This is a genomic window from Mesorhizobium sp. WSM4308 (genome assembly GCF_002294905.1).
Classification (GTDB): domain Bacteria; phylum Pseudomonadota; class Alphaproteobacteria; order Rhizobiales; family Rhizobiaceae; genus Mesorhizobium.
In genome coordinates, this window is the sequence record NZ_NSFW01000017.1 from 14,701 (window position 1) to 35,173 (window position 20,473).

15 protein-coding genes are annotated in these 20,473 nt (G+C 65.9%); 10 read left to right on the forward strand and 5 right to left on the reverse strand.

The genetic code is table 11. The features are described 5' to 3' along the window. Positions 1-49: 49 nt before the first annotated feature. Positions 50-1,132 (forward strand): LacI family DNA-binding transcriptional regulator, encoded by a 1,083-nt coding sequence (locus tag CK227_RS27270; protein ID WP_095775067.1) that lies wholly within the window; start codon positions 50-52, stop codon positions 1,130-1,132. 49 nt (positions 1,133-1,181) lie between these two features. After that, positions 1,182-2,036, forward strand: a complete 855-nt coding sequence (locus CK227_RS27275) for a sugar phosphate isomerase/epimerase family protein (protein WP_095775068.1) — start codon at positions 1,182-1,184, stop codon at positions 2,034-2,036. Between the two features lie 239 nt (positions 2,037-2,275). On the opposite strand, the gene CK227_RS27280 is transcribed toward CK227_RS27275, so the two are convergent. Both CK227_RS27280 and CK227_RS27285 read right to left on the reverse strand, forming a co-directional pair. Beyond that, positions 2,276-3,460, reverse strand: coding sequence for an NAD(P)/FAD-dependent oxidoreductase (locus tag CK227_RS27280; RefSeq protein ID WP_095775069.1), 1,185 nt, complete (start codon positions 3,458-3,460; stop codon positions 2,276-2,278). Between the two features lie 113 nt (positions 3,461-3,573). Beyond that, positions 3,574-5,100, reverse strand: coding sequence for a formyl transferase (locus CK227_RS27285; protein ID WP_095775070.1), 1,527 nt, complete (start codon positions 5,098-5,100; stop codon positions 3,574-3,576). 329 nt (positions 5,101-5,429) lie between these two features. Between CK227_RS27285 and CK227_RS27290 the strand changes: the two genes are divergently transcribed. Beyond that, positions 5,430-7,514 carry a Wzz/FepE/Etk N-terminal domain-containing protein gene (locus CK227_RS27290; RefSeq protein ID WP_095775071.1) on the forward strand — a complete coding sequence of 695 codons (2,085 nt, stop codon included), beginning with the start codon at positions 5,430-5,432 and terminating at the stop codon, positions 7,512-7,514. Between the two features lies 1 nt (position 7,515). Further along, positions 7,516-8,850, forward strand: coding sequence for a VpsF family polysaccharide biosynthesis protein (locus CK227_RS27295; protein ID WP_095775072.1), 1,335 nt, complete (start codon positions 7,516-7,518; stop codon positions 8,848-8,850). 45 nt (positions 8,851-8,895) lie between these two features. On the opposite strand, the gene CK227_RS27300 is transcribed toward CK227_RS27295, so the two are convergent. Both CK227_RS27300 and CK227_RS27305 read right to left on the reverse strand, forming a co-directional pair. After that, a complete protein-coding gene (locus CK227_RS27300) occupies positions 8,896-10,170 on the reverse strand; it encodes a cellulase family glycosylhydrolase (protein ID WP_095775073.1) in 1,275 nt (424 codons plus the stop codon). Further along, on the reverse strand, positions 10,167-11,336 hold the full coding sequence (locus tag CK227_RS27305) for a DUF1972 domain-containing protein (RefSeq protein ID WP_095804211.1): 1,170 nt from the start codon (positions 11,334-11,336) through the stop codon (positions 10,167-10,169). Before CK227_RS27305 ends, CK227_RS27300 begins: the two co-directional genes overlap by 4 nt. 439 nt (positions 11,337-11,775) lie before the next feature. On the opposite strand from CK227_RS27305, the gene CK227_RS27310 reads away from it, so the two are divergent. From CK227_RS27310 to CK227_RS27325, 4 genes are read left to right on the forward strand one after another with little or no spacing between them, the layout of a single operon-like run. Next, on the forward strand, positions 11,776-12,945 hold the full coding sequence (locus CK227_RS27310) for a glycosyltransferase family 4 protein (RefSeq protein WP_095775195.1): 1,170 nt from the start codon (positions 11,776-11,778) through the stop codon (positions 12,943-12,945). Next, positions 12,942-14,243 carry a hypothetical protein gene (locus CK227_RS27315; protein ID WP_179296010.1) on the forward strand — a complete coding sequence of 434 codons (1,302 nt, stop codon included), beginning with the start codon at positions 12,942-12,944 and terminating at the stop codon, positions 14,241-14,243. Before CK227_RS27310 ends, CK227_RS27315 begins: the two co-directional genes overlap by 4 nt. Positions 14,244-14,246: 3 nt before the next feature. Beyond that, positions 14,247-15,482 carry a GNAT family N-acetyltransferase gene (locus tag CK227_RS27320; protein ID WP_179296533.1) on the forward strand — a complete coding sequence of 412 codons (1,236 nt, stop codon included), beginning with the start codon at positions 14,247-14,249 and terminating at the stop codon, positions 15,480-15,482. Positions 15,483-15,511: 29 nt separating this feature from the next. After that, positions 15,512-16,735 carry a GNAT family N-acetyltransferase gene (locus tag CK227_RS27325; RefSeq protein WP_095775198.1) on the forward strand — a complete coding sequence of 408 codons (1,224 nt, stop codon included), beginning with the start codon at positions 15,512-15,514 and terminating at the stop codon, positions 16,733-16,735. A 108-nt stretch (positions 16,736-16,843) separates the two neighbouring features. Here the strand turns inward: CK227_RS27325 and CK227_RS27330 are convergent, their stop codons facing one another. Next, complete coding sequence (locus CK227_RS27330; RefSeq protein WP_095775075.1) at positions 16,844-17,158, reverse strand: EthD family reductase; 315 nt, start codon at positions 17,156-17,158, stop codon at positions 16,844-16,846. A 413-nt stretch (positions 17,159-17,571) separates the two neighbouring features. Between CK227_RS27330 and CK227_RS27335 the strand changes: the two genes are divergently transcribed. Further along, complete coding sequence (locus tag CK227_RS27335; RefSeq protein WP_095775076.1) at positions 17,572-17,796, forward strand: hypothetical protein; 225 nt, start codon at positions 17,572-17,574, stop codon at positions 17,794-17,796. Positions 17,797-17,865: 69 nt separating this feature from the next. After that, positions 17,866-20,367, forward strand: coding sequence for a DNA ligase D (gene ligD, locus CK227_RS27340; protein WP_095775077.1), 2,502 nt, complete (start codon positions 17,866-17,868; stop codon positions 20,365-20,367). The last annotated feature ends 106 nt before the right edge of the window (positions 20,368-20,473 follow it).

Sequence of the window (20,473 nt, forward strand, 5' to 3'; positions counted from 1 at the left end):
TTCTCCAGCGGACAGAAATGCCTCTGTCCGCGCCTCGGGAGGAGGAGCAATGGCGCACAGGCAGGACCAGCAACGGCGTGCGTCGATCCACGACGTGGCCAGCCGCGCCGGCGTGTCGGCGGCGACCGTCTCCAAGGTCATGGCCGGCGTCACCACGGTGAAGCCCGAGAATGCGCAGCGCGTCTTCGACGCCATCGAACAGCTTGGTTACCGCGTCGATCCGCTGGCCTCCGACATGCGCCGGGCCAAGCGCCGCATCATCGGCGCCATCATGCCGGAATTCGAAAGCGAGTTCTTCGGCCAGATGGTCACCCAGCTCGAAAGCCTCGCCGAGCAGCGCGGCTACACGCTGGTGGCGGCGTCGAGCCGCGAATCCGAAGCGCGCGAAACGGAAATCCTCGCCCGCATGCATGACTGGCGGGTCGCCGGCGTGGTGCTGGCGCCGGTGCGCAACGAGCACGGCCCGGCCGCCGCCTTCATGAAGGCCAACGGCATGACCGGCGTGCTGATCGACCGGGTGCTCTGCGACGATGCCTTCGACACGGTGTCGGCCGACAGCGCCGCGGCCAGCGCCGAAGTGGCGCGCGAACTGATCGGCAAGGGCCACCGTCACATCCTTGTCGTCGGCCTCGGCGAGCAGGCGGCGACGGTGCGCGCCCGTCTCGACGGATTTCGCACCACCGCGCTGCACCTGGCGCCGGATGTGCGCATCGATGTCGTGCTTGCCGAAACCGATGTCGAGCCGCTCAGGGCGCAGCTGCGTGACTATTTCGACAAGGGCGAATTCGACAGGGGCGAAGGCCGGGGCAAGCGGCCGACGGCCGTCTATTCGCTGTTCCTCAAGGGCACGCTGGTGGCGCTGTCGGAGTTCCGGCGGCGCGGCTGGCACTGCCCCAACGACATTTCGCTGGTCGGCTTCGACGATGCCGAATGGATGCAGGTGACATGGCCGGCCATCGCCGCCGTGGTGCAGCCGGTGCGCCAGATCGCCGGCCATGCCATCGAGGCGCTGTTTGCCCGGATCGAAGGCGAGGAGGGGCCGCCGACGGCGCGGCTCGAACCTTGCAAGGTTCTGATGCGGGAATCCGTTGGCTCGCCAGCCAACGGCCCGCATTCCGCAAACCCGCAATAGCCGTTCGGCGACAACAGCATCGCGACCGCGCACGATCACAGAGGCTGAGATGAACACTTTTGGACTGCACACTTTCGCCATCGCCCCGGTCTGGGACATCGACCTGATCGAGCCGCGGATGGAGCGGCTGAAGGGCCTCGGCATCGGCCTGCTCGAAATCCCGTTGCTGCGTCCCGAAGAGATCGACACCAGACGCACCCGCGCGTTTGCCGAACGCTGGAATGTCGAGCTTATTCCATCGCTTGGCCTGCCGGCTTCACTTGACGTTGTGGCACGGCCGGACGAGGCTTTGGCCTTTCTCGAACCGGCCTTCGGCGTCTGCCAGGCGGTGGGCAGCAGCGCCCTTGGCGGCGTCACCTATGGCACGATTGGCAAGACGTCGGGACGGGCGCCAACCGAAGGCGAGATCGACGGCATGTGCCGGTTCCTGGTGCGCGCGGCCAAGGCCGCCAAGGCGCATGGGCTCAGGCTCGGCATCGAGCCCTGCAACCGCTACGAGACGCATCTGATCAACCGCGGCATCGACGCCGCGCGCATCATCGAACGCGTCGGCGCCGACAACATCTTCATCCATCTCGACACCTATCACATGCATATCGAGGAGGAGAGTTTCGAGGCCGGCTTCAGGGCCGCGGCGCCCTATCTCGGCTATGTCCACGTCTCGGAAGCCAATCGCGGCGTGCCGGGACGGGGCATGCTCGACTGGGCGGCCTGCATGAAGGCTATCGCTGACATCGGCTACTCCGGCGCTATCACGCTCGAAAGCATGAATCATGTCGATGTCGACATCGCCGGCGGGCTCGCCGTCTGGCGGCCGGTGGCGGAGAACCCGGACGATGTGATCGGTGTCGGCCTGCCGTTCCTGCGCGAGGCGGCGAGGAAGGCTGGGCTGCAATTGGGGTGAGGGTTTCCTCGGATTATGTGGCCCGCCGCGTAGGGCGGCGGATGCAAGCAACGGCATCAAAGCGTTCGCGCGTTGTAGGCCTTTGAGGCTGGCGGGACAGCCCCCTTCGGCCTCTTAGCGCTCGTTTGCTACCAGTTGCTGCGCCCGCGATCACAAGGCCGGCGCGCTTCCCTTTCTCCCGAGGGAAAGCAGAAGGCAAGACGCCTCTGCCTTCGATGGCGGGAGAAAGCGGAGGACCCTCACGCCATTCCGGGCTCCCGCCGCGGTCCCAAATGGCGCATCTTGCGGCCGATGATCATCAGCTGACGCGCCGTGTTGTTGCGCAGGCGCCGCACGCGCCATTCCAGTCCGGTCTCGGTGGTGATCTGCTTGGCGTAGAAGCTTACCCGCATGCCTGCCTTATCGGAGGCCACCTTGACCGGGTCGTCATAGAAAGCGCCGATCTTGTCGGCCGCCATGCCCGGTGTCTCCAGCCAGCGCGGAATGTGAACGGAATGGAGCTGATCGACATCGATCATGACCCGCCCGATGCCGACGCCGGGCGTCGGGCATGTCGTGCTGAATGCGTCGCCGATGAAGACGACCCCGTCGCGGCGATGGCCTTGTGTCGTGGTCAGACTGACCTGCCTGACCTCGACCGGGCTCGCCACCTCGAAGTTACCGCATTGCGCCGCGATCTCGGGCATGAGCTCGCGGAGCATTGTCTGCGGATCGGCACGGAAGTCCCGCGTCCATTGTTCGGCGACGGTGCGATAGACGAACATGTTGGCGCGCATCTTGTCGCCGATGGGAAAGACGGTGAGATAGGCGACACGGTCAGAGGCTCGCTTGCCGTAGCAGGTGATCGCCCCAAAGGCGCAGTCACGCCGCGCAAGAGCGAGGTCGAATCCCATCGACAGCGAATGCGCCTTCGACAATTCGATGCGCTCGACGCCGATGGTGCGCCGCACCGATTCGCTGTGGCCGGTGGCCACCACCAGCAGGCGGGCATCGATGACGGCGCCGTCGGCCAGCACAAGCCGCTGCCGGTCAGGTCCGGTCGAGACCTCGGCCACCTTGCCGACGGTGATCGGCACTTGCGGCGGCAGTGCGTCGCGCAGGCCGTTGATCAACCTGCCATAGGAAAATGCGTACTCCCACTTCTTTTCGCGGGCGAAGAATTGGCCGAGGCGGAAGACATCGACGCCGGTAAACGGGGTGACGAGCGGCATGACCATCTTGTCGAGCCCGAGCTTCTCGAACAGCTGCATTTGGTCCGCGCCGATCTTCTCGGCCCGGAACTCGTCATGATGAACGCGGTGCGGATCGATCAGCGCCACCTTGCGGCCGGCGTTTGCCAACAGCGTTGCCAGGGTGGTGCCGGCCATTCCGGCGCCGATGATCGCTACGTCGACTTCGGTCGGGCCAGCCGCGGCGGTGGTCATGTCTTTGCCTTTCTGCTGGTCATCTAGCGCCTGTCATAGTCCGCAGTGGAAATATCTTCCGGCCCCATATCAACCTCAAGCAACCAGCGCGGGTGGCTGGTAGTAACGATTGTTTACGTTAACGGCGAACGCTTCTGTTTCCAGCGCGGCGCGATCGCCGAGCCATCGATGAACTCCAGGCCGCCCGCTTCGTTGAGCGTGTGCAGCTTGCGCCCATTCCATAGCGCGCCAGGAGTTAAGATGGTCTCGACGACTTGCTCCATGCCGTTCAAATCAAGGTGAGCGACGCGTGCGATGCCAAGGGCGGCGCCGTAGCTCCTGCGGCAATCCTGCACCGGACGCAGCAGGTCGTTGCCGCGCCTGACCATGCGGCCGGCCGGCCGCGCCGAGGCGATGTCGACCAGCACGGGGTTTTTGGGATGTGGTGTCCAGGGGCCGCGGAAGTCGGGCGCCGACCACAGATGCAGCGCATCGGAGAAGGCGCCGCCGCCGCCGTCCCGGACAGTGGCGAACAGCCACCAGCGCCCGCCATGCTCGACCAGAGTGGCGTCGCTGGCGACGACGTCGGACAAGAGCGTCGCTTCCTTGACCCATCCGCCGGGGAAGGCGGTGGCGCGGTAGAGATCGACGGTGCGGTTTGCGCAGCTTTCCGGCACCATCCAGACCTCGCCGTCGCGCTCGAAGACGAAGGGGTAGGAGAGGTGGTAGGGCAGGTCGAGCACAGGCTCGGGATGCCCGATCGGCCCCGACGGACCGAACGGCACGGCGGAGATGATGGCCCGGCCGAGACGATGGATATAGTCCTCGACGAACAGGGTCACTTGTCCCTGGTACAGGATCGGGAACGGATCGGCGTAGAAGCGGCTGCCGTCGTCGGGCAGCACCTGCCAGCCGGTTGCCGGATGCGCGCGCAGATCGAACAGATCCTGCCCCTTGGTCTCGCGCCAGCCGACCTTCCAGTGGGGGGCGTTGTAGCAGAGATGGTAGATCTTCTGGACGATGCGCCGCGCCAGCGCCTTGCCCGCCCTGATGCCGAGCTTGGTGGTGGAGGGTATCGGTGGCGGGCCACCGGTCTGCGCCGGTTCGGGCAGCACCGGCAGGGCGGCCCGCGCCGCACCATTCACTGCCGAGGGGGGCATTGCCGCGAGGATCAGGCTTGCGGTGCGCGCCAGCATGTCCTGGAAAGAGGCCAACGCGATGCCGCCATATTCGGTGCCCAGGCGTCCTTCGGCGACGGTGGCGCCGCTCTCCTCGATGCGGGCAATCGGCGTACGTCCGTCCAGGATCAGCGCCAGCAAGGCTGCTTCGCCGGCGGCGCCGTCATAGGTGACGCGCCAGACCCGCGTTCCTTCCAGCTTCACGTCGCCGCAGAGGTCGATCACCAGATCGGCAGAGGCGGGCGGCTGCGTCCGATAGGGTGCCAGCGCCGACAGCGGCTGGCGCTTGGCCAGCCCGTCCGCCGGCAGGCCATGGATGGCTGTCTCAAGCTGGAACAATGCCGCGGCGCTGCCTGGAATGCCGCTTCCGGCCGGCCTGGCATCGACGGACACCTCGACCTGGGCCAGTGCCGCCAGGCGCTGCGCCAGCAGCAGATGAAAAGCACGGACGCATTCGCTGTCCAGGCGCAGGCTCACTTGCATGTCGCACCCCTAGAATCTTCATCGGTGTCTGGCCGATGTTCGAAAATAGGGCAGGAGAGATGGCCGCGCGGATGGTCTGGACTGATCTGCTGCCCCATTTCCATCCGTCTCCTGCTCACCAGCGCCCGTGTCGACATGCACGTGCCTTTATTAGGCAAACTCCGTGCCAAAAATCAGAAGAGCTCTCAACATAATTAACAGTGTTTTAACAGTTGGAGGAATAGCTAGGTCGAAGCTGCAATTTACACTTGCAGGCACACGGAGTGTTGTCGGAGCGACCTTTGCAATCATCCCTGCTCTCGTTGCCGCAACAACCCGCTCCGGAGGCGATGCAATATGCGCCGGAGCCAGTGCCGACGGCGCCCTATGCATCCTCGACCGTCGAGCTGGGTGACGTGAAGCGCATATTGGTGCGCCGCCGTTTCCTCATCTTGCTGACCGCCGCGCTGCTGACACTCGGGGCGCTGGTCTATGGATTGATGACGCCGGCGCTCTACAGCTCGGTGGCGGAAATCCTCATCGATCCGCAAGACCTGCAGGTGGTCACCAACGACGTCAATCCGAGCCGCGTTCCGCCCGATGGCGGCATCACCATGGTGGAAAGCCAGGTCAGCGTCGTCCAGTCGACGGGCGTGCTGCTGCGGGCCATCGAGGCGACCAACCTGACCGAGGATCCGGAATTCAACGGGCAGGGCGGATTGCTGGGCCGCCTGCTCGGCGGCGTGCTGGGCTCGGGGTCGGCCGAAACCGACAGTACGGGCAAGACGCTCGACGCGCTGCGCCGGCGGCTGGCGGTGAAGCGTGCCGACAAGGTGCTGGTGCTCGACGTGATCGTCACCGCCAAGAGCGCCGACAAGGCGGCGAAGCTCGCCAACGCCATCGCGCAGGCCTACCTGGCCGACCAGGCGAGCGCGCGCGCGAAGATGGCCACGGACGCTTCCGATTCCATCACCGCGCGGCTGGAGGAGCAGCGCAAGCGCGTGCAGCAGGCCGAGAACGCCGTCGAGGCCTACAAATCCGCCCACAACATGGTGATGGCGGCGGGCAATCTGGTCAGCGACCAGGAACTGACCGAGATCAACACGCAGCTTTCGGCGGCGCAGAGCCGCACCGCGGCGCTGAAGGCGCAGGTCGACCAGTTGCGCCGCTCCGGCGGTGCGCCGGACGCCACTTCGGAAGCCATGCGCTCGTCGGTCATCTCGAGCCTGCGGGCGCAGGAGGCGACGCTTGTCGACCAGGTCTCGCAGCTCGGCACGGAACTTGGGCCGCGCCACCCCTCGATGATCGCCGCCCAGCAGCAGCTGCGCGACACGCGCGCCCTCATCGCGCGCGAACTCGGCCGCATCAGCGCTGCCGCCGAAACCGACTACGAGCGGGCGCTGGCCAACCAGCAGGCACTGGAGGCCAAGGTCGCGGGCATGAAGAGCAAGTCGCTCGACACCGACCAGGCCTCGGTCAAGCTGCGCGAATTGCAACGCGACCTCGAGGCGGTGCGCTCGGTCTACGCCACCTATCTGCAGCGGGCGCAGGAAACGCGCGAGCAGATCAATGTCGACAGCACCAATGCGCGCATCATCTCCAACGCCATGCCCGCCTTGAAGAAGAGCTGGCCGCCCTTGCCGCTGCTGGTTCTCGGCGCCCTCTTCGGCGGGCTGGGGCTGGGCACCGCGCTGGCGCTGATCGCGGAATATTCCTCGCCGACCGTGCTTTCCAGCGCACAGATGCAATCGGCCATCGACGCGCCGGTGTTCGGCGTGCTGCCGGCAAAGGCGGGCAGTGGCCGCCGCTGGTGGCCTTTCGGCGGCGGCGCCGCCGCGGCCGGCCAGAAGACGGATGCGGTCGCGGGCCTGGCGCTGAGGCGGCTGTTCGCCTCCAGCCGGCGCCCGCCGAACTGGCCGCTGGTGCCGTCCATCCTGCTGACGTCGCCGCCGGAAGACGCCGCGCATCGCGGCCGGGTGGCGCGGCTGCTCGCCAATGCCGCGGCCGCCAGGGGCAGCCGCGTCCTGTTCATCGACACCAATGCCGGCAGCGGCAAGAAGGAGCCGCAGCCCGGCCTGCTCGACGTGCTGCGCGGCGAATATGCCTTCGAGGCGCTTAGCCAGCACACCCCGGGCAGCAATGTCGCGGTGCTGGGCAGGGGCCGGCAAAAGGCCGTCTTCTCCGAGGCGCAGGGCGTCTATTTCACGCAGCACATGCTGGCCCAGGCGGGCCGCAACTTCGACCTCGTCGTCGTCGACGGTGGCGCGCTGGCCGACAATCTCAACGCCTCGCCGCTGGTCGCCATGGTCGACGAGATCGTGATGGTCGCGACGCTGAACTCGACACCGATGCGCGACGTCACGGCAGCCTCGCAGGCCATTTCCGTCATGGGGCGGCTGCCGACCGGCGCCTTGCTGGTCGACGAGGCGGCCTGACATGGCCGCGACCGGGACCGCCACCCGGACGGCCAACCCGGCAGTCGGCTGGGCCGGTTCGGGCCAAGCCCCCGCCCGCGCCGGCGATACCGTCGACTGGGTGACGCGCTTCGGCCTGGTCATGACGGTGGCGTTGCTGTTCGCCATCTCCGGCGGCATGCTGTGGCTGGTGGGCTACAATTACGATGGCCTGACCGGCAACCCGGCGACCAAGATCCATCCGTCGACCTATCTGCTCGTGCTGGTGTTTGCCTGGCGCGCCTGCACCTTCGGCAACCCGGTCGGCTATATGGTGGCGGTCGCCGACCGGCGGCCGGCCAGCACGCTGATGGCGGTCATCTCGATCGTGCTGCTGGTGGTTGTCGTCGTCAGGCAGCGCCCCGGCATGGCCGGCATGATCGACACTTTCGTGGCGCCGGCGCTGCTGGTGATGATGCTGGCCGAGGACGACGAGAAGACATTTGCTCGGATGCAGACCGTCGTTCACGCCATCATGACCGTGAACGCGCTGCTCGCTCTGTTCGAGTTCGCCACCAAGACGCTGCTCTTCCCCTATCGCCTCGACGGCGAGGTGTTCATGAGCGACCTGCGCTCGACGGCGCTTCAGGGTCATCCGCTGTCCAATGCCACGGTCACCTCGATCTATGTGCTGGCGCTGCTCTCCGGTTCGAGATCCCTGTCCATGCCGCTGCGGCTCGGACTGATCGGCCTGCAATTTGCGGCACTCGTCGCCTTTGGCGGCCGCTCCGCGATGGTGCTGACCATCGTGCTCGGCGGCTGCTACCTGCTCATCCAGGGGCTGCGCGGCTTGCGCTCGGGGCGCGTCAACCTGCTTGGCGCGGCGCTCGGCCTGATCCTTGCCGCGCTGGTGCCGGTGGTTATCGCGGTCGCGGCGGCATACGGCTTTTTCGATGCGCTGCTCGAGCGCTTCGTGTCGGACTCCGGCAGTGCCAATGCCCGGGTCGAGATGTTCGAACTGTTCAAACATTTCGAACTGCGCGACCTGATCGTGGGGCCCGATATCGACCTCATCGAAAGCCTGCGCCGCATCAGCGGCCTCGAACAGGGCATCGAGAACCCGGTCATCCGCATGGTGCTCTACCAGGGCGCCTTCTTCACCTTGCTGTTGTTTGTCGGCTTCGCGCTGTTCATGCACGAAGTGGCGCGCCGCTGCCATGCCGGCATCTGGCTGCTGATGCTGGGCTGGCTGATCCTGCTCAACACCTCCGAAAGCCTGGCGTCGAAGACGACGCTGATGACCAAATTCGTGGTGATCGCGCTGGTGCTGTACCGGCCGGCGGTGATGCCGCGAACGGCGCAAAGGGCGCCAAGGTAGCGCTCTACGACAGAACGCGACGATTGCCTGTGTAGAACGTGATGTCTACTGCGGCATCCTCAACCCCAGCGCCTCGACCATCGCCGGATCCAGCGCCCGCGTGGTGTCGTCCATCATGCCCATGCCGTCGAAGAGGTCCCAGAAGGCCCAGGGGAAGCCGGCCGCCTCGGCGCTCTGGCGGACGTCGGAAATGTAGCGGGCGCGGTCGGGGTTGGGGGCGGCGGTGTAGCGGGCGTCGGTGCGCAGGGCGCCGAATTCGCCCATGATGACGCGCTCCGGGGCGATGCCGTTCCTGTCGGCCCAGTCGCGCGCCTGGCTGAGATATTTGTCGATGAACCAGCGGTCGGGCCGGGCGTCGAAATAGACTTTCAGCACGCGCTCGGTTTCGGCATAGGCGGCCTGCTTGTCCGCTTCCGGGGTCTCGGCATCCTGCGCCATGCGCGCCCTGACGGAGGCGAGCGTCTGTTCGAGCGAACCGGCGGAGGCCGGCCACGGCACATTGTTCAGCGAACGGTAGACCGGCTCGCGCATCCAGGGCGCGCCCTGGTGGCTGAACAGATAGGGCTCGTAGAAGTGGAAGGTGAACAGGATCGGCTCGAAGGCCGCCAGCGGCGCCGGATCGAGTGCCGCCAGCCCGCTCACCATCGAGCCGCAGCCGCCGGTGACGACCAGCGGCAAGGTCCGGGATGACGCCCGGGCCGCGGTCAGCAGGGATGCCTGGACCTGCGACCAGACGTTGGAATCGCAGGATTGCGCCGGTTCGTTGACTGGTTCCAGCGCCACCATGCCCGGTGTGAACCGCGCCAGCCTGCCGGCAAGCTCGCCGACCAGCGCCCGGTAGAGCTCGAAGGCCGGTGCCTCGGTGCCGGAGGTCATACGGTCGGGGTTCCAGTAATGGGTGGCGCCATTGGCCTGGACGTTGACGATGATGCCGAGACCGGCGTCGAGCGTGGCGGCGACGGCAGCATCCAGCATGTCCAGCAGCTTGCCGCGCGTGGCGGTGTCGGCGGCCAGGAACGGGCCGGGATCGACCGGCAGGCGGATGAAATCGAGCCCGGTTTGGCGTAGCCGACCAAGGTCGTCCGGGGTCGGCACCGGCCGCTGCGACTGGAAGGGCGGCCAGTCATAATCGGTGCGCGGCGCGGGAAATTCGCGTGTCAGCGAGAACCAGGGCCAGGCGTTGACGCCACGGCGGAAACGCCATGCGCCATTGGCGGCAAGGGCGGACGAGGCGGAAAGTGGCGCCAGCGATGCGGCGGCAGGCACCAGCGCCGTCGACAGCGCGGTGGTGAGAAGCCGCCGGCGCGACCAGCCCGTCATACCGCGCCGGGCGAGGGGCGTTCGATCGCGGCCGTTCTCGCGGCGCTCACGCCGAGAAGCCGGTAGGCCTCATTCTCGTAGGCCAGCAACACATCCTCCCAGCGGAACGCTTCGCGGGCGCGTGTCCTGGCGGCTTCGCCGCAGGCCTTGACCAGCGCGTCGTCCTCCATCGCCTGCTGCATCCGCTCGGCGCAGCCTTGCGTGTCGGTGAAATAGATGGCGGCGGCTCCGGCGACCCATCTGTTGTAGGGATTATCGTGCGCGATCACCATGTTGCCGGCGGCCAGCGCCTCGACCAGCGACGGGTTGGTGCCGCCGACCGTGTGGCCATGCATATAGCCGCGCGCATGGTATCGCAGCGCCTTCACCGCCGCCTGGTCGTAGATGGCGCCGGGTAGCACCACGGAGGCGTTCGCTGCCTTGCGGACCGCGACGTGATAGGGGATCTGGTCGGACAGCGTGCCCAGCACCACCAGCTTCATGTCGCGCTTGCGGCTGCAGAAGGCTTCGACGATCGGCAGGATGCTGTTGTCGGGCTCGATGCGCGCGATCGAGATCAGGTATTTTCCAGGCTCGAGGCCGAGCGCGCGCACCGGCGCCTCGGGTGCCGATGTCACCGGATCGGCGCCATAGGCGATGGTGGAAATTGCGCTGCGCGGCCGGCGCGTCGCCAGGTGATCGGCAATGACCGGATGGTCGGCGACCAGCCTGTGCGAAGCCCAGGCGCCGATCCACTCATTGAGCCAGAACCAGGTGCGCGCCGCGCGCCCCCATTTGGGGCGGCGCCACTCGATGCCGTCCATATTGGTGATGACCTTGCGCCGCATCAGCCTGAGCCAGCTCAGGAAGACCGCGCCATTATAGCCGAGCACCAGGCAGACGCCGGGCCGGCGCGCGGCGTCGAGCACGCATTGCCAGTCGAATTCCAGCGTCGCGCGCGGGCCTTTCGACGCGACCTGGACGTGGATGAGGTCGATGCCGCGCCAGCTGTCGAGGCGCACCCTCTGGTCGACCCGCTCGACCTCTTCCTGGCAGTAGACGCCGACCTTCCAGCCGCGTGCGACCAGAAAAAGCGCCAGCCTCTCGGCGAAGGTCTCGAAGCCGCCATGGGCCGCGGGGATGCCGCGCGTTCCCAGGATCAGGATGGAAGGCTGTTCCGGTTTCATGGCTGCTGGCGCTTTCAAATCCGTCCGACCCGCTGTGGAAGGCTTGTCCCGTCTCAAAACCCGGCCCTGCAAAATGCCTGCCAGGCCCGATTCCAGCCATTGTCGCATTCGGGTTGTAAAATATTTGTTCCAGCCGCCGGCGTTGTTTCACTATCGGTCAACTTTCCGAACGTATGTGTACCGAAACGAGGCGATGCCGGGGCCAGTCGGCCCGCGAATGGATATATTAGCCCGGCATGAACCTTGCTGATGGACTTCTGCGCGCCGGAATCGGCGGAAGGCGTGCAGCGTTGGTGTGGTGAACCGGATCCAGATCCGTTTCATGACCGCACTAAAACCAGTGAAGTCCAAAGGGGTGTTGGGCTTGACGTTTCCGGTCGCCGGTATGGTCAGGCGGCGGAATCGTCACACCACCCCTGGCAGAAAGATGCGCGTGAAGATGCGGATTGCCTGCATCCATCAGGGCTACGAACTCTACGGCTCCGACCGCAGCTTCGCGGAGAGCGTGGCGGCGCTGCGCGCCGCGTTTCCGTCGGCCGACATCGAAGTGGTCCTGCCGCGCAGCGGACCGATCGTCGAAATCCTTCAGCCCCATGCCAGCCGCATCGTCTTCGAGCCGCTCTGGGTGCTCAGGCGCCAGGCGATGCTGAGGCTGGCGACCATCGAGATGGCGCGGCTGCCGGTCGCGCTGTGGCGGGCATGGCGGCGCCTCAGCGTTTGCGACCTCGTCTATGTCAACACCTCGATCGTCGCCGATTATGCGCTGGCCTCGCGCCTGCTGCCTTCCAAGGCTCTGCTGCACATCCATGAAATTCCCGAAGGCGTGCTGCGCCGGATCCTCGTCGGGCTCATGCACTGGAGCCATGCCGATCTCATCTTCAACTCGAAAGCGACGCGCGACACGTTCGGCGAGCCGCGATCGGCGCGCTCCTATGTCGTCTATAACGGCGTTGCCGGTCCGGCGGCGGCGGAGGCGATGACCTATGACGGCAAGCGCCCACTGCGGGTGCTGCTGCTCGGCCGCGTCAACCGGATCAAGGGCCAGGAAGTGCTTCTGCAGGCGATCGCCTCGCTGCCGGCTGAACTCAGGTCAAGGATCGAGGTGCGGCTGGTTGGCGGCGCCTTCGAAAGCGTCGAGCGCGAACGTGCCCTGGCGGAACTGGTCGAAACCATGGGGTTGGCCGGACAGGTCAGCGCCTTGCCCTTCATCCCTGACCCTTCGGAGCATTATCGCTGGGCCGACATCGTCACCGTGCCGTCGCGGCGTCCGGAATCGCTCGGCCGTGTCGCCATCGAGGCGATGGCCTACGGCCGGCCGCCACTGGTGTCGGCGATCGGCGGGCTGGTCGAAGTGGTTGCCGACGGCGAGACCGGCTGGCATGTTCCGCCAGGCAATGCAGCGGCGTTGGCCGCGAAGTTGCAGGAGATCATCCTCGCCCCTGAAACGTGGTGCGGTTTCGTCGCCGCCGGGCGCAAGCGCTACGAGACGGTGTTCAGCGAACCGGTCGCCGCGGCCGCGATCGCGGCGATCGCCGCCGACAAGCTGAAGGCTGCCATCGCAAGGCCGGGCCGGACGGCCAGCACCCGCCAGGTGGAGACAAGGCCGTGAAGTTCCCCCTCCATCTGGTGCGGCGCCTCGTGCTGATGATCGGTGGCGAGGCGATGCAGAGCGGCTTTCATTTCGCCCTCAACATCGCGCTGCTGCACATGCTGTCGGCGCAAGGCTACGGCCTTTTCGCCATCGCCATGGTGATGGGCGGCGTCGGCCTGTCCTACATCAGGTCGCTCACCGCGGTTCCGGCCTCGATATGGATGGGCAAGAGCAGCAACAGCGCCGGCGTCGATGCCCATGACGTGGCCTTCGGATCCGCGGCGCTGGTGGTGTCGCTGCTGATGGCCATCGGCACGGCTGTCCTGATGCGCCTCCTTGGCGACCCGAGCGGCATTGCGGCCGGCTGCTTCGTCGGTGCCTGGTCGCTGCGCAGCCATATGCGCACGGCATTCTTCGCGCGCCGCCAGCAGGTGATCGTCTCCGTCAGCGACGCGGCCTTCACAATCGCAGGCACCGTGTTCGCCGGCCTGGCGATCTGGTTTGCCGAGGCCGCGCTGCAGACCGTGTTCTATGCCCTTGCCGCTGCCAATGTGATCGGCATCCTCGTCCTGGCCCGGCTGGCGCCGCGCACGCTTCGCATCAGCTTCCGCATGCCGACACGGCGGCGCTACACCAGACTCTGGCGTCAGCTGTGCTGGTCGGCCTTCAGCGCGACCACCACCAACATCCAGGGGCAATGCCTGGCACTGCTGGTCGCCGGCATTGCCGGACCCGCGGCTTACGCGCCGCTGGCGGCGGTGATCGTGCTGTTCGCGCCGCTGCGCATCATCAGTCTTGCTTTCGTCAACATGACCCAGCCGGAGCTCGCCAAGCTGATGCGGCGCAATGAAACGCGCCGCGTCTGGTCTCAGGCGAAGATCTGGTCGGTGGTCATGGGGCTCGGCGGCCTGGCCTATGGATGCGCCATCCTGTTCGTCCTGCCGATGATAAAGTCCCAGGCTCTGCAGGATGCCTCGGTCGGGTTCATCGGGCTTTTCGTGACGGCGAATTTTATCCCGATCATGCTCTACATCATGCCCCGCATCGTCCTGGAGATATTCGGTGATTTCCGCATCGTCGCCTTCATCACCATGGGCGGCGCCATCGTCGGGCTGGCGCTGATAGCCATCCTGCTGGCCGTTGCGTCCCCACCATGGGCGCTGCTGGGTTCCGCGGTCTCCGAGACCTTCGTGCTCGCGGCATCATGGTATTTCGCGCACCACCGCATGTGGAACATCGAGCATCCGGACCAGCAGCGTAACAGCCGTTTGGGCTCCTGGCGGCGGGCGCTCACGTTCGCCGCGGTAAAGCGATAGGAGATGGATGTGCCTGGCCAGGCGATGCAAATTGCTGCGGTGGATGACGGCTTGCCCGTGGCGGAAGCCTCCCGTCCCGTGACCGTCCCCGCAAACGATGCCTACACGGCGCGATTGCACACAAGCCTTGAAGCGGTCAGGCCGCTCTGGCTGCGCTTCCAAATGGACGGTGTCTGCACCGCCCACCAGCATTTTGCCTGGGTCGAGGGGATCGTGGCGCGGCTGATGCCGGCAGGCGCGGAGCCGCTGATCGTTGAAGTGAACGACGCGGTGACGGGCGCGCCCTTGATGCTGGTGCCGCTGATGCTGCGCTCGGCCTTCCAGCATCGGGTGATCGAGTGGCTGAGCTGTGGCGTGTGCGACTATTCGGCACCGCTGCTGGCCGATGCGGGTGCGTGGACCGCCCAATCGGCGCAGGCGGCGTGGGCGGCGGTGCGTTCCGTGCTGCCGTCGGCGGATCGCTTCCATATCACGGGAATACCGCAGCAGGTCAGCGGCGTCGCCAATCCCCTGGCCTTGCTGACGACCACGCGCGATTCCGTGCAGACCACCTTTGGCCTTGCCATCGACGGCGACCCGGAAACCGTGCTCAAGCGTCTCTGCAGGCCATCTTTCGTCAAGGAATTCGGCAAGGACTGGCGCCGGCTCGAAAGGCTCGGCGATGTGGAACTCGTCCAGGCCGTTTCGCCGGACCAGGTGGAGGAAATCTTCGGCGAACTGGTCCGGATGCGGCTCAGCCGGTTCCGCGAACTTGGCCGCTTCGACCTGCTGACGCAGGAGGCGGTTGTCGATTTCTACCGTGACGCGGCCATTCAGGGCTTGTCGGACGGTTCGGTGCGGCTCTTCGGGCTGCGCGTCGGCGGCTCCCTGATCGCGGTTCAATATCTGCTTGTCCATCAAGGGACTGTTCATGCTCTCCTGATAGCTATGGACCAGAGCGTCGTTCCCAATGTCTCGCCTGGAATGGCGATCATTGGCAGGTTGATGAGGTGGGCACGCGAGCAAGACCTTGGTTATTTCGACCTGTCGGTCGGCAACCAGAGCTACAAGGAACATATGGGCGCCAAGGGTTCGGTTCTTGTGGAACTCTGCCATGGGTACACGATGCGGGGCAGGGCGGCGAGCAACGCCATCGATCTACGCAACCGGACCGAAGCCTTCGTGCGATCCAAACCACGGCTGCTCAACGTGGCCCAGAGACTGATGCGAGGTTTGCGGCGTTCGCGTGGAGGACGTTGAGAGCAGGCCTGAACGGACGGGAGAAGTACGTGGCAGGCCAGGCAGTACGAATAGTCGCGGTGGGGGATGCACCGGACCAACCTCTTTCCCCAATTATCGCCGGTTGGGGCGCCGCCGCGCGCTTTGCCGCGCGGCTGCACACCAGCTTCGATTCCGTAAGGCCGCTGTGGCTGCGCCTCGAGGCGACCGGCGTGTGCACGGGCCATCAAGGCCTTGCCTGGGTGGAAGGGATCGCAACCCGGCTGATGCCCAAAAGCGCGGAACTGCTGGTCGTCGAGGTCAACGACGCCGATACGGGCGCGCCGGTCATGCTGTTGCCGCTGATGCGCCGCCGGGCCATGGGCCATTATGTGATCGAATGGCTGAGCTGCGGCGTGTGCGATTATTCCGCGCCGCTGCTGGCCGATGCGAGACCCTGGACCACGCAGAGCGCCGACGCCGCCTGGGCGGCGGTGCGCGCCGTGCTGCCGCCGACGGACCGCTTCCACATAGCGGGGATTCCGCGGGAGATTCACGGCGTCGCCAATCCGCTGGCGCTGCTTTCACAGGCGCGCGATTCCATCCAGATCGCTTCGAGCCTGGCCCTGAGTGGCGATCCGCAGACGCTGATCAAGCGCATCTGCAAATCGTCCTTCGCCAAGAATTTCCACAAGCACTGCCGCCGCTTCGAACAGATGGGCAAGCTCGATCTGGTCGAAGCCGAGACGCCCGACATGGTGGAGGCGCATTTCGCGACCCTGCTCGAGCTCAGGCTCAACCGCTTCCGTGAGCTCGGGCGCTTCGACCTCCTGACGCAGGCGCCGGTCGTCGATTTCTACCGCAACGCCGCCCTGCAAGGCCTGTCCGACGGCTCCGTGCGGCTGTTTGGGCTGCGCGTCGGTGAAGCCTATCTCGCCGTCATGTACGTGCTTGTCATGAAGGGCACCTTGCACGCGCTTCTGCTCGGGATCGATCAGGACGCGGTGGCCAACGCCGCGCCAGGCCTGACGACGATTGGCAAGCTGATGATGTGGGGAGTGACGCAGGGGCTCGACTGTTTCGACCTGTCGGTCGGAAGCCAGGGCTACAAGCAGCACATCGGCGCTTCGAGCGCGGTGCTGGCAGAATTGTGCGAGGCGGTGACACTGCGCGGCCGGGGCTCGACGACCTATATCCAACTGCGCGGGAAGACCGAACTTTTCGTGCGCTCCAAGCCCGGGCTGTACAAGGCCGTGCAGGGCGTGATGCGGCGGTTTCGGCGACTGAAGAATTGAAGAATTGAAGAATTGAAGAATTGAAGAATTGAAGAATTGAAGAATTGAAGAAATTGCTGCTCCCGAGGTGGCTTCGGGAGCAGCAATCGCGCGCGACGAGGTGACCGCTCACAGCGCCTCGGTGTCGAAGAGCAGCATCGTCACCAGATCGTCATCCCCGGCAAGTTTGCGCCGGTCCACCGCGCAGGCCCGGCCGATCTCGCTGTCAAAGGCCGTGCGAATGGCCTCCAGGCTGTCGAAATAGAGCGTCGCGACCCTGAAAGGTGTCTCGCCAGGCAGGACATTCATGATCGGCTGCCGGCTGATCTCGTAGCGCCGCAGTCCGGGCAATTGCTTGGCCAGCGGCACGTGAATGTCGTGGTAATGGCGCTCGAAGGCCGCCGGATCGGCGGGGGTTTTGTAGATGACAAGCATCTTGGCCATGGTGGTGCTCCCTGTTTGAGGTGACCGCGCCGCGTCGGCGCCGCACCAATGTCGTTCGCCGGGAGCGTATTTCGACAGGGATGCGGGTTTTCGCGAGACCAACGGCATGGGGCCGGCGCCAGAAGATATTCCGCGCATCGCCATCTCGACCGCCGGCCGGTGCCCGCACGGCGATGCAGTTGATCCATGTCAAAGCGGATCGTCGTCGACGCTTTTATCTGGTCCACTGTCTTGGGAAGGACACAAGGCGGTGGGTGGTTCCGGGCCGGCAAGCTGAAAACAGCTCCGGTCCGGACTGCCTGCAAGATTTTGCCGGTCCGCGCCGTGTTCATGCCCGAAATTGACAGGAAGGCGTGTCTCCGTCATCCTTGAGCCCAGTCGCCTGATGTGTCAGGGCGACCGAGGGCAGCGTCATGTTCAGTCCCGTCACCGGCCAGAATGCCAAGCGCGCCGCGGTGCGCAAGGCGCTCGACGCCCACAAGGTCTACATCACCGCGCAAAGCTTTTCGGACGGGGCCTATCGCGCACGCGTGCTGGTCGACGGCGAGGCCTATTGGGTGGATGAGTTCCGGCTCGCCCAGCTGCAGCAGGGCCTGTCGCCGGCCGAGCTCGAGCTGACCCCGGCTGCCGACGATTGAGAGCGTGACTTCCATCCGTTCCGGAACGCGGCGGTTGCTCCTGCTTGCCAAGCGCTTCGGGCCTTGACCATGCCCGCTCCCGCCAAACTCAAAACCTATCGCGCCAAGCGCGAATTCTCCAAAACGCCGGAACCGGCCGGCGGGCCGATCACCGGCGAGGGCAACGGCTTCGTCGTCCACAAGCATCACGCCACCGCGGACCATTATGATCTGCGCCTGCAGGTCGGCGACGTGCTGAAGAGCTGGGCGGTGCCGCGTGGGCCCTCGCTCAACCCGGCCGACAAGCGGCTGGCGGTCGAGACCGAGGACCATCCACTCGAATATATCGATTTCGAGGGCGTCATTCCCGAGGGGGAATATGGCGGCGGGCCGATGATCGTCTGGGACACCGGCACCTGGGCGCCGATGGACGATGTCGAGAAGAGCCTGCGCACCGGCGCTTTCAAGTTCCGGCTGAGCGGCGAAAAGCTCAAGGGCGGCTGGATGCTGACCCGCCTGAAGCCCAAGCCCGGCGAGGACGAGAACAAGAAGAACTGGCTGCTGTTCAAGGAGCGCGACCTCGCCGCCGACACGGCGCTGAATATTCTGGAGGCGCGGCCGGAAAGCGTGAAATCCGGCCTGCGCATCGAGGAACTGGCGGCCGCCGCGAAACCGGCGGCCAAGTCCGCGCCAAAGCCGGGTTCCCTGAAACCCGGCGAACTGCCCGGCGCGGTGAAGGCGCCGGCGCTCAGCCGCATCGAGCCGCAGCTGGCGACGCAGGCGCTTAGGCCGCCGGGCGGCGAAGGCCCTGCCGAGAACACCAACGAACTCTGGCTGCACGAGATCAAATTCGACGGCTACCGCACCATGGCGCATCTGTCCGACGGGCAGGTGCGGCTGATCACCCGCGGCGGCATCGACTGGACGAAGCGCTATGGCGACCTGCCGCATGCCTTCGCCAAACTGCCGTGCCGCGAGGCGATCGTCGATGGCGAGATCGTCGTGCTCGACGCCAAGGGCATCAGCCGCTTCGCGCTGCTGCAGGACGCGCTGGCCGAGGGCGCCGGCAGCAAGCTGCATTTCTATGCCTTCGACCTCCTGCATCTCGACGGCTGGGACTTGCTGAAAGCACCGCTCATCCGGCGCAAGGCGCTGCTGGCCGAGCTGCTTGGCGGGCTCGGGGCGAATTCCGCCATCCAGTTCTCCGACCATGTCGAGGGCTCCGGGCAGGGGCTCTATGACCAGGCGACGGAGCTCGGGCTCGAAGGCGTCATTTCCAAGCGCGCCTCCGCGATCTACCAGAGCGGCCGCACCAAGAGCTGGACCAAGTGCAAGGCGCTGCAGAAGGACGATTTCGTCATCGCGGGTTACACGATTTCGGACGCGGCGGAAGGGCTGGCGGCACTCGGCATGGCCGAGTGGGAGGAAGGCGAACTGCACTATCGCGGCAAGGTCGGCACCGGCTTCGATGCCGAGACGGCAGCCGACCTGCTCGCCCGGCTGGAGCCGCTGACTTCCGGCGCCACGGCGCCGGAAGGCGTGCCGCGCGAGATCATGCGCGAGATGCACTGGGTGAAGCCGCTGTTTTCGGCGCGCATCCATTACGCCAACCGCACGGCGGACAATGCGTTGCGCCATGGCGTGTTTCGCGGTCTCAGGGATGTCGGCCTGTCGACGCCGGTCTCGGCCAAGCGCAAGCGGCTGATCTCGGAGGCGGATCTCGCCACCATCTGGGTGACCAATCCGGAGCGGCGGCTGTTCGGCAAGACCGGGCCGACCAAGCTCGACATCGCCGTCTATTACGCGCTGGTCGGCGACTTCATGCTGCCGCACATCCTCGGCCGCCCGGTGTCGCTGGTGCGCTGCCCGACCGGCCTGCCAAAGGATTGTTTCTTCCAGCGCCACGCCTTCACCGGCATGCCACCCTCGGTGGTGACGTTCCAGGCGACCAATTCCGAGGGCGAGACCAAATCCTACCTCTCGGTCGAGGGGGCAAAAGGCTATCTGGCGCTGGCGCAGTTCGGCGTCGTCGAATTCCACACCTGGGGCACGCACCGCTTGAGCCTCGACAAGCCCGACCAGATCGTCTTCGACCTCGACCCGGGCGAGGGAATTTCCTGGCGCGAAGTGGTGGAAGCCGCCGTCCACATCAAGGGCGAGCTCGAGGGGCTGGGGCTGGTGCCGTTCGCCAAGACGTCCGGCGGCAACGGCATCCACATCACCGTGCCGGTGACACCCAAGCAGAACTGGAAGAAGCTGCACCAGGCGACCAGCGCCATCTCGACGCATCTGGCGGCCACCGCGCCCGACACATTCACCACCACCATGGGCAAGGAAAACCGTAAGAAGCGCATCTTCATCGACTATCACCGCAACGCCCGCGGCCACACTTCCGCGGCGCCTTATTCACTGCGCGCCCGCACCAATTTGCCGGCCTCGACACCGGTGAGCTGGAGCGACCTGGAGGCGATCGACGCGCCGCAGGACCTGAATTATTCCTCGCTGCCGGGGCTGCTGGAGACATCGGGCGATCCCTGGGCGGATATCGAGGATTTTGCGCGGGATCTGCCGACCCATCTTTCGTCATCCTAGGGCGGAGCAAGGAGCGAAGCGACGCGCGCAGACCCTAGGATGACGAAGCTTAGAGGCATTCGGCCAATCACCAGCGCCTCGCCCACCATCGACGCTTCCGACAATT

Coding starts and splice junctions, on each gene's coding strand:
- CK227_RS27270 (WP_095775067.1), top strand. CDS start 50: ATGGCGCACAGGCAGGACCAGCAACGGCGTGCGTCGATCCACGACGTG.
- CK227_RS27275 (WP_095775068.1), top strand. CDS start 1,182: ATGAACACTTTTGGACTGCACACTTTCGCCATCGCCCCGGTCTGGGAC.
- CK227_RS27280 (WP_095775069.1), bottom strand. CDS start 3,460: ATGACCACCGCCGCGGCTGGCCCGACCGAAGTCGACGTAGCGATCATC.
- CK227_RS27285 (WP_095775070.1), bottom strand. CDS start 5,100: ATGCAAGTGAGCCTGCGCCTGGACAGCGAATGCGTCCGTGCTTTTCAT.
- CK227_RS27290 (WP_095775071.1), top strand. CDS start 5,430: ATGCAATATGCGCCGGAGCCAGTGCCGACGGCGCCCTATGCATCCTCG.
- CK227_RS27295 (WP_095775072.1), top strand. CDS start 7,516: ATGGCCGCGACCGGGACCGCCACCCGGACGGCCAACCCGGCAGTCGGC.
- CK227_RS27300 (WP_095775073.1), bottom strand. CDS start 10,170: ATGACGGGCTGGTCGCGCCGGCGGCTTCTCACCACCGCGCTGTCGACG.
- CK227_RS27305 (WP_095804211.1), bottom strand. CDS start 11,336: ATGAAACCGGAACAGCCTTCCATCCTGATCCTGGGAACGCGCGGCATC.
- CK227_RS27310 (WP_095775195.1), top strand. CDS start 11,776: ATGCGGATTGCCTGCATCCATCAGGGCTACGAACTCTACGGCTCCGAC.
- CK227_RS27320 (WP_179296533.1), top strand. CDS start 14,247: ATGGATGTGCCTGGCCAGGCGATGCAAATTGCTGCGGTGGATGACGGC.
- CK227_RS27330 (WP_095775075.1), bottom strand. CDS start 17,158: ATGGCCAAGATGCTTGTCATCTACAAAACCCCCGCCGATCCGGCGGCC.
- CK227_RS27335 (WP_095775076.1), top strand. CDS start 17,572: ATGTTCAGTCCCGTCACCGGCCAGAATGCCAAGCGCGCCGCGGTGCGC.
- ligD (WP_095775077.1), top strand. CDS start 17,866: ATGCCCGCTCCCGCCAAACTCAAAACCTATCGCGCCAAGCGCGAATTC.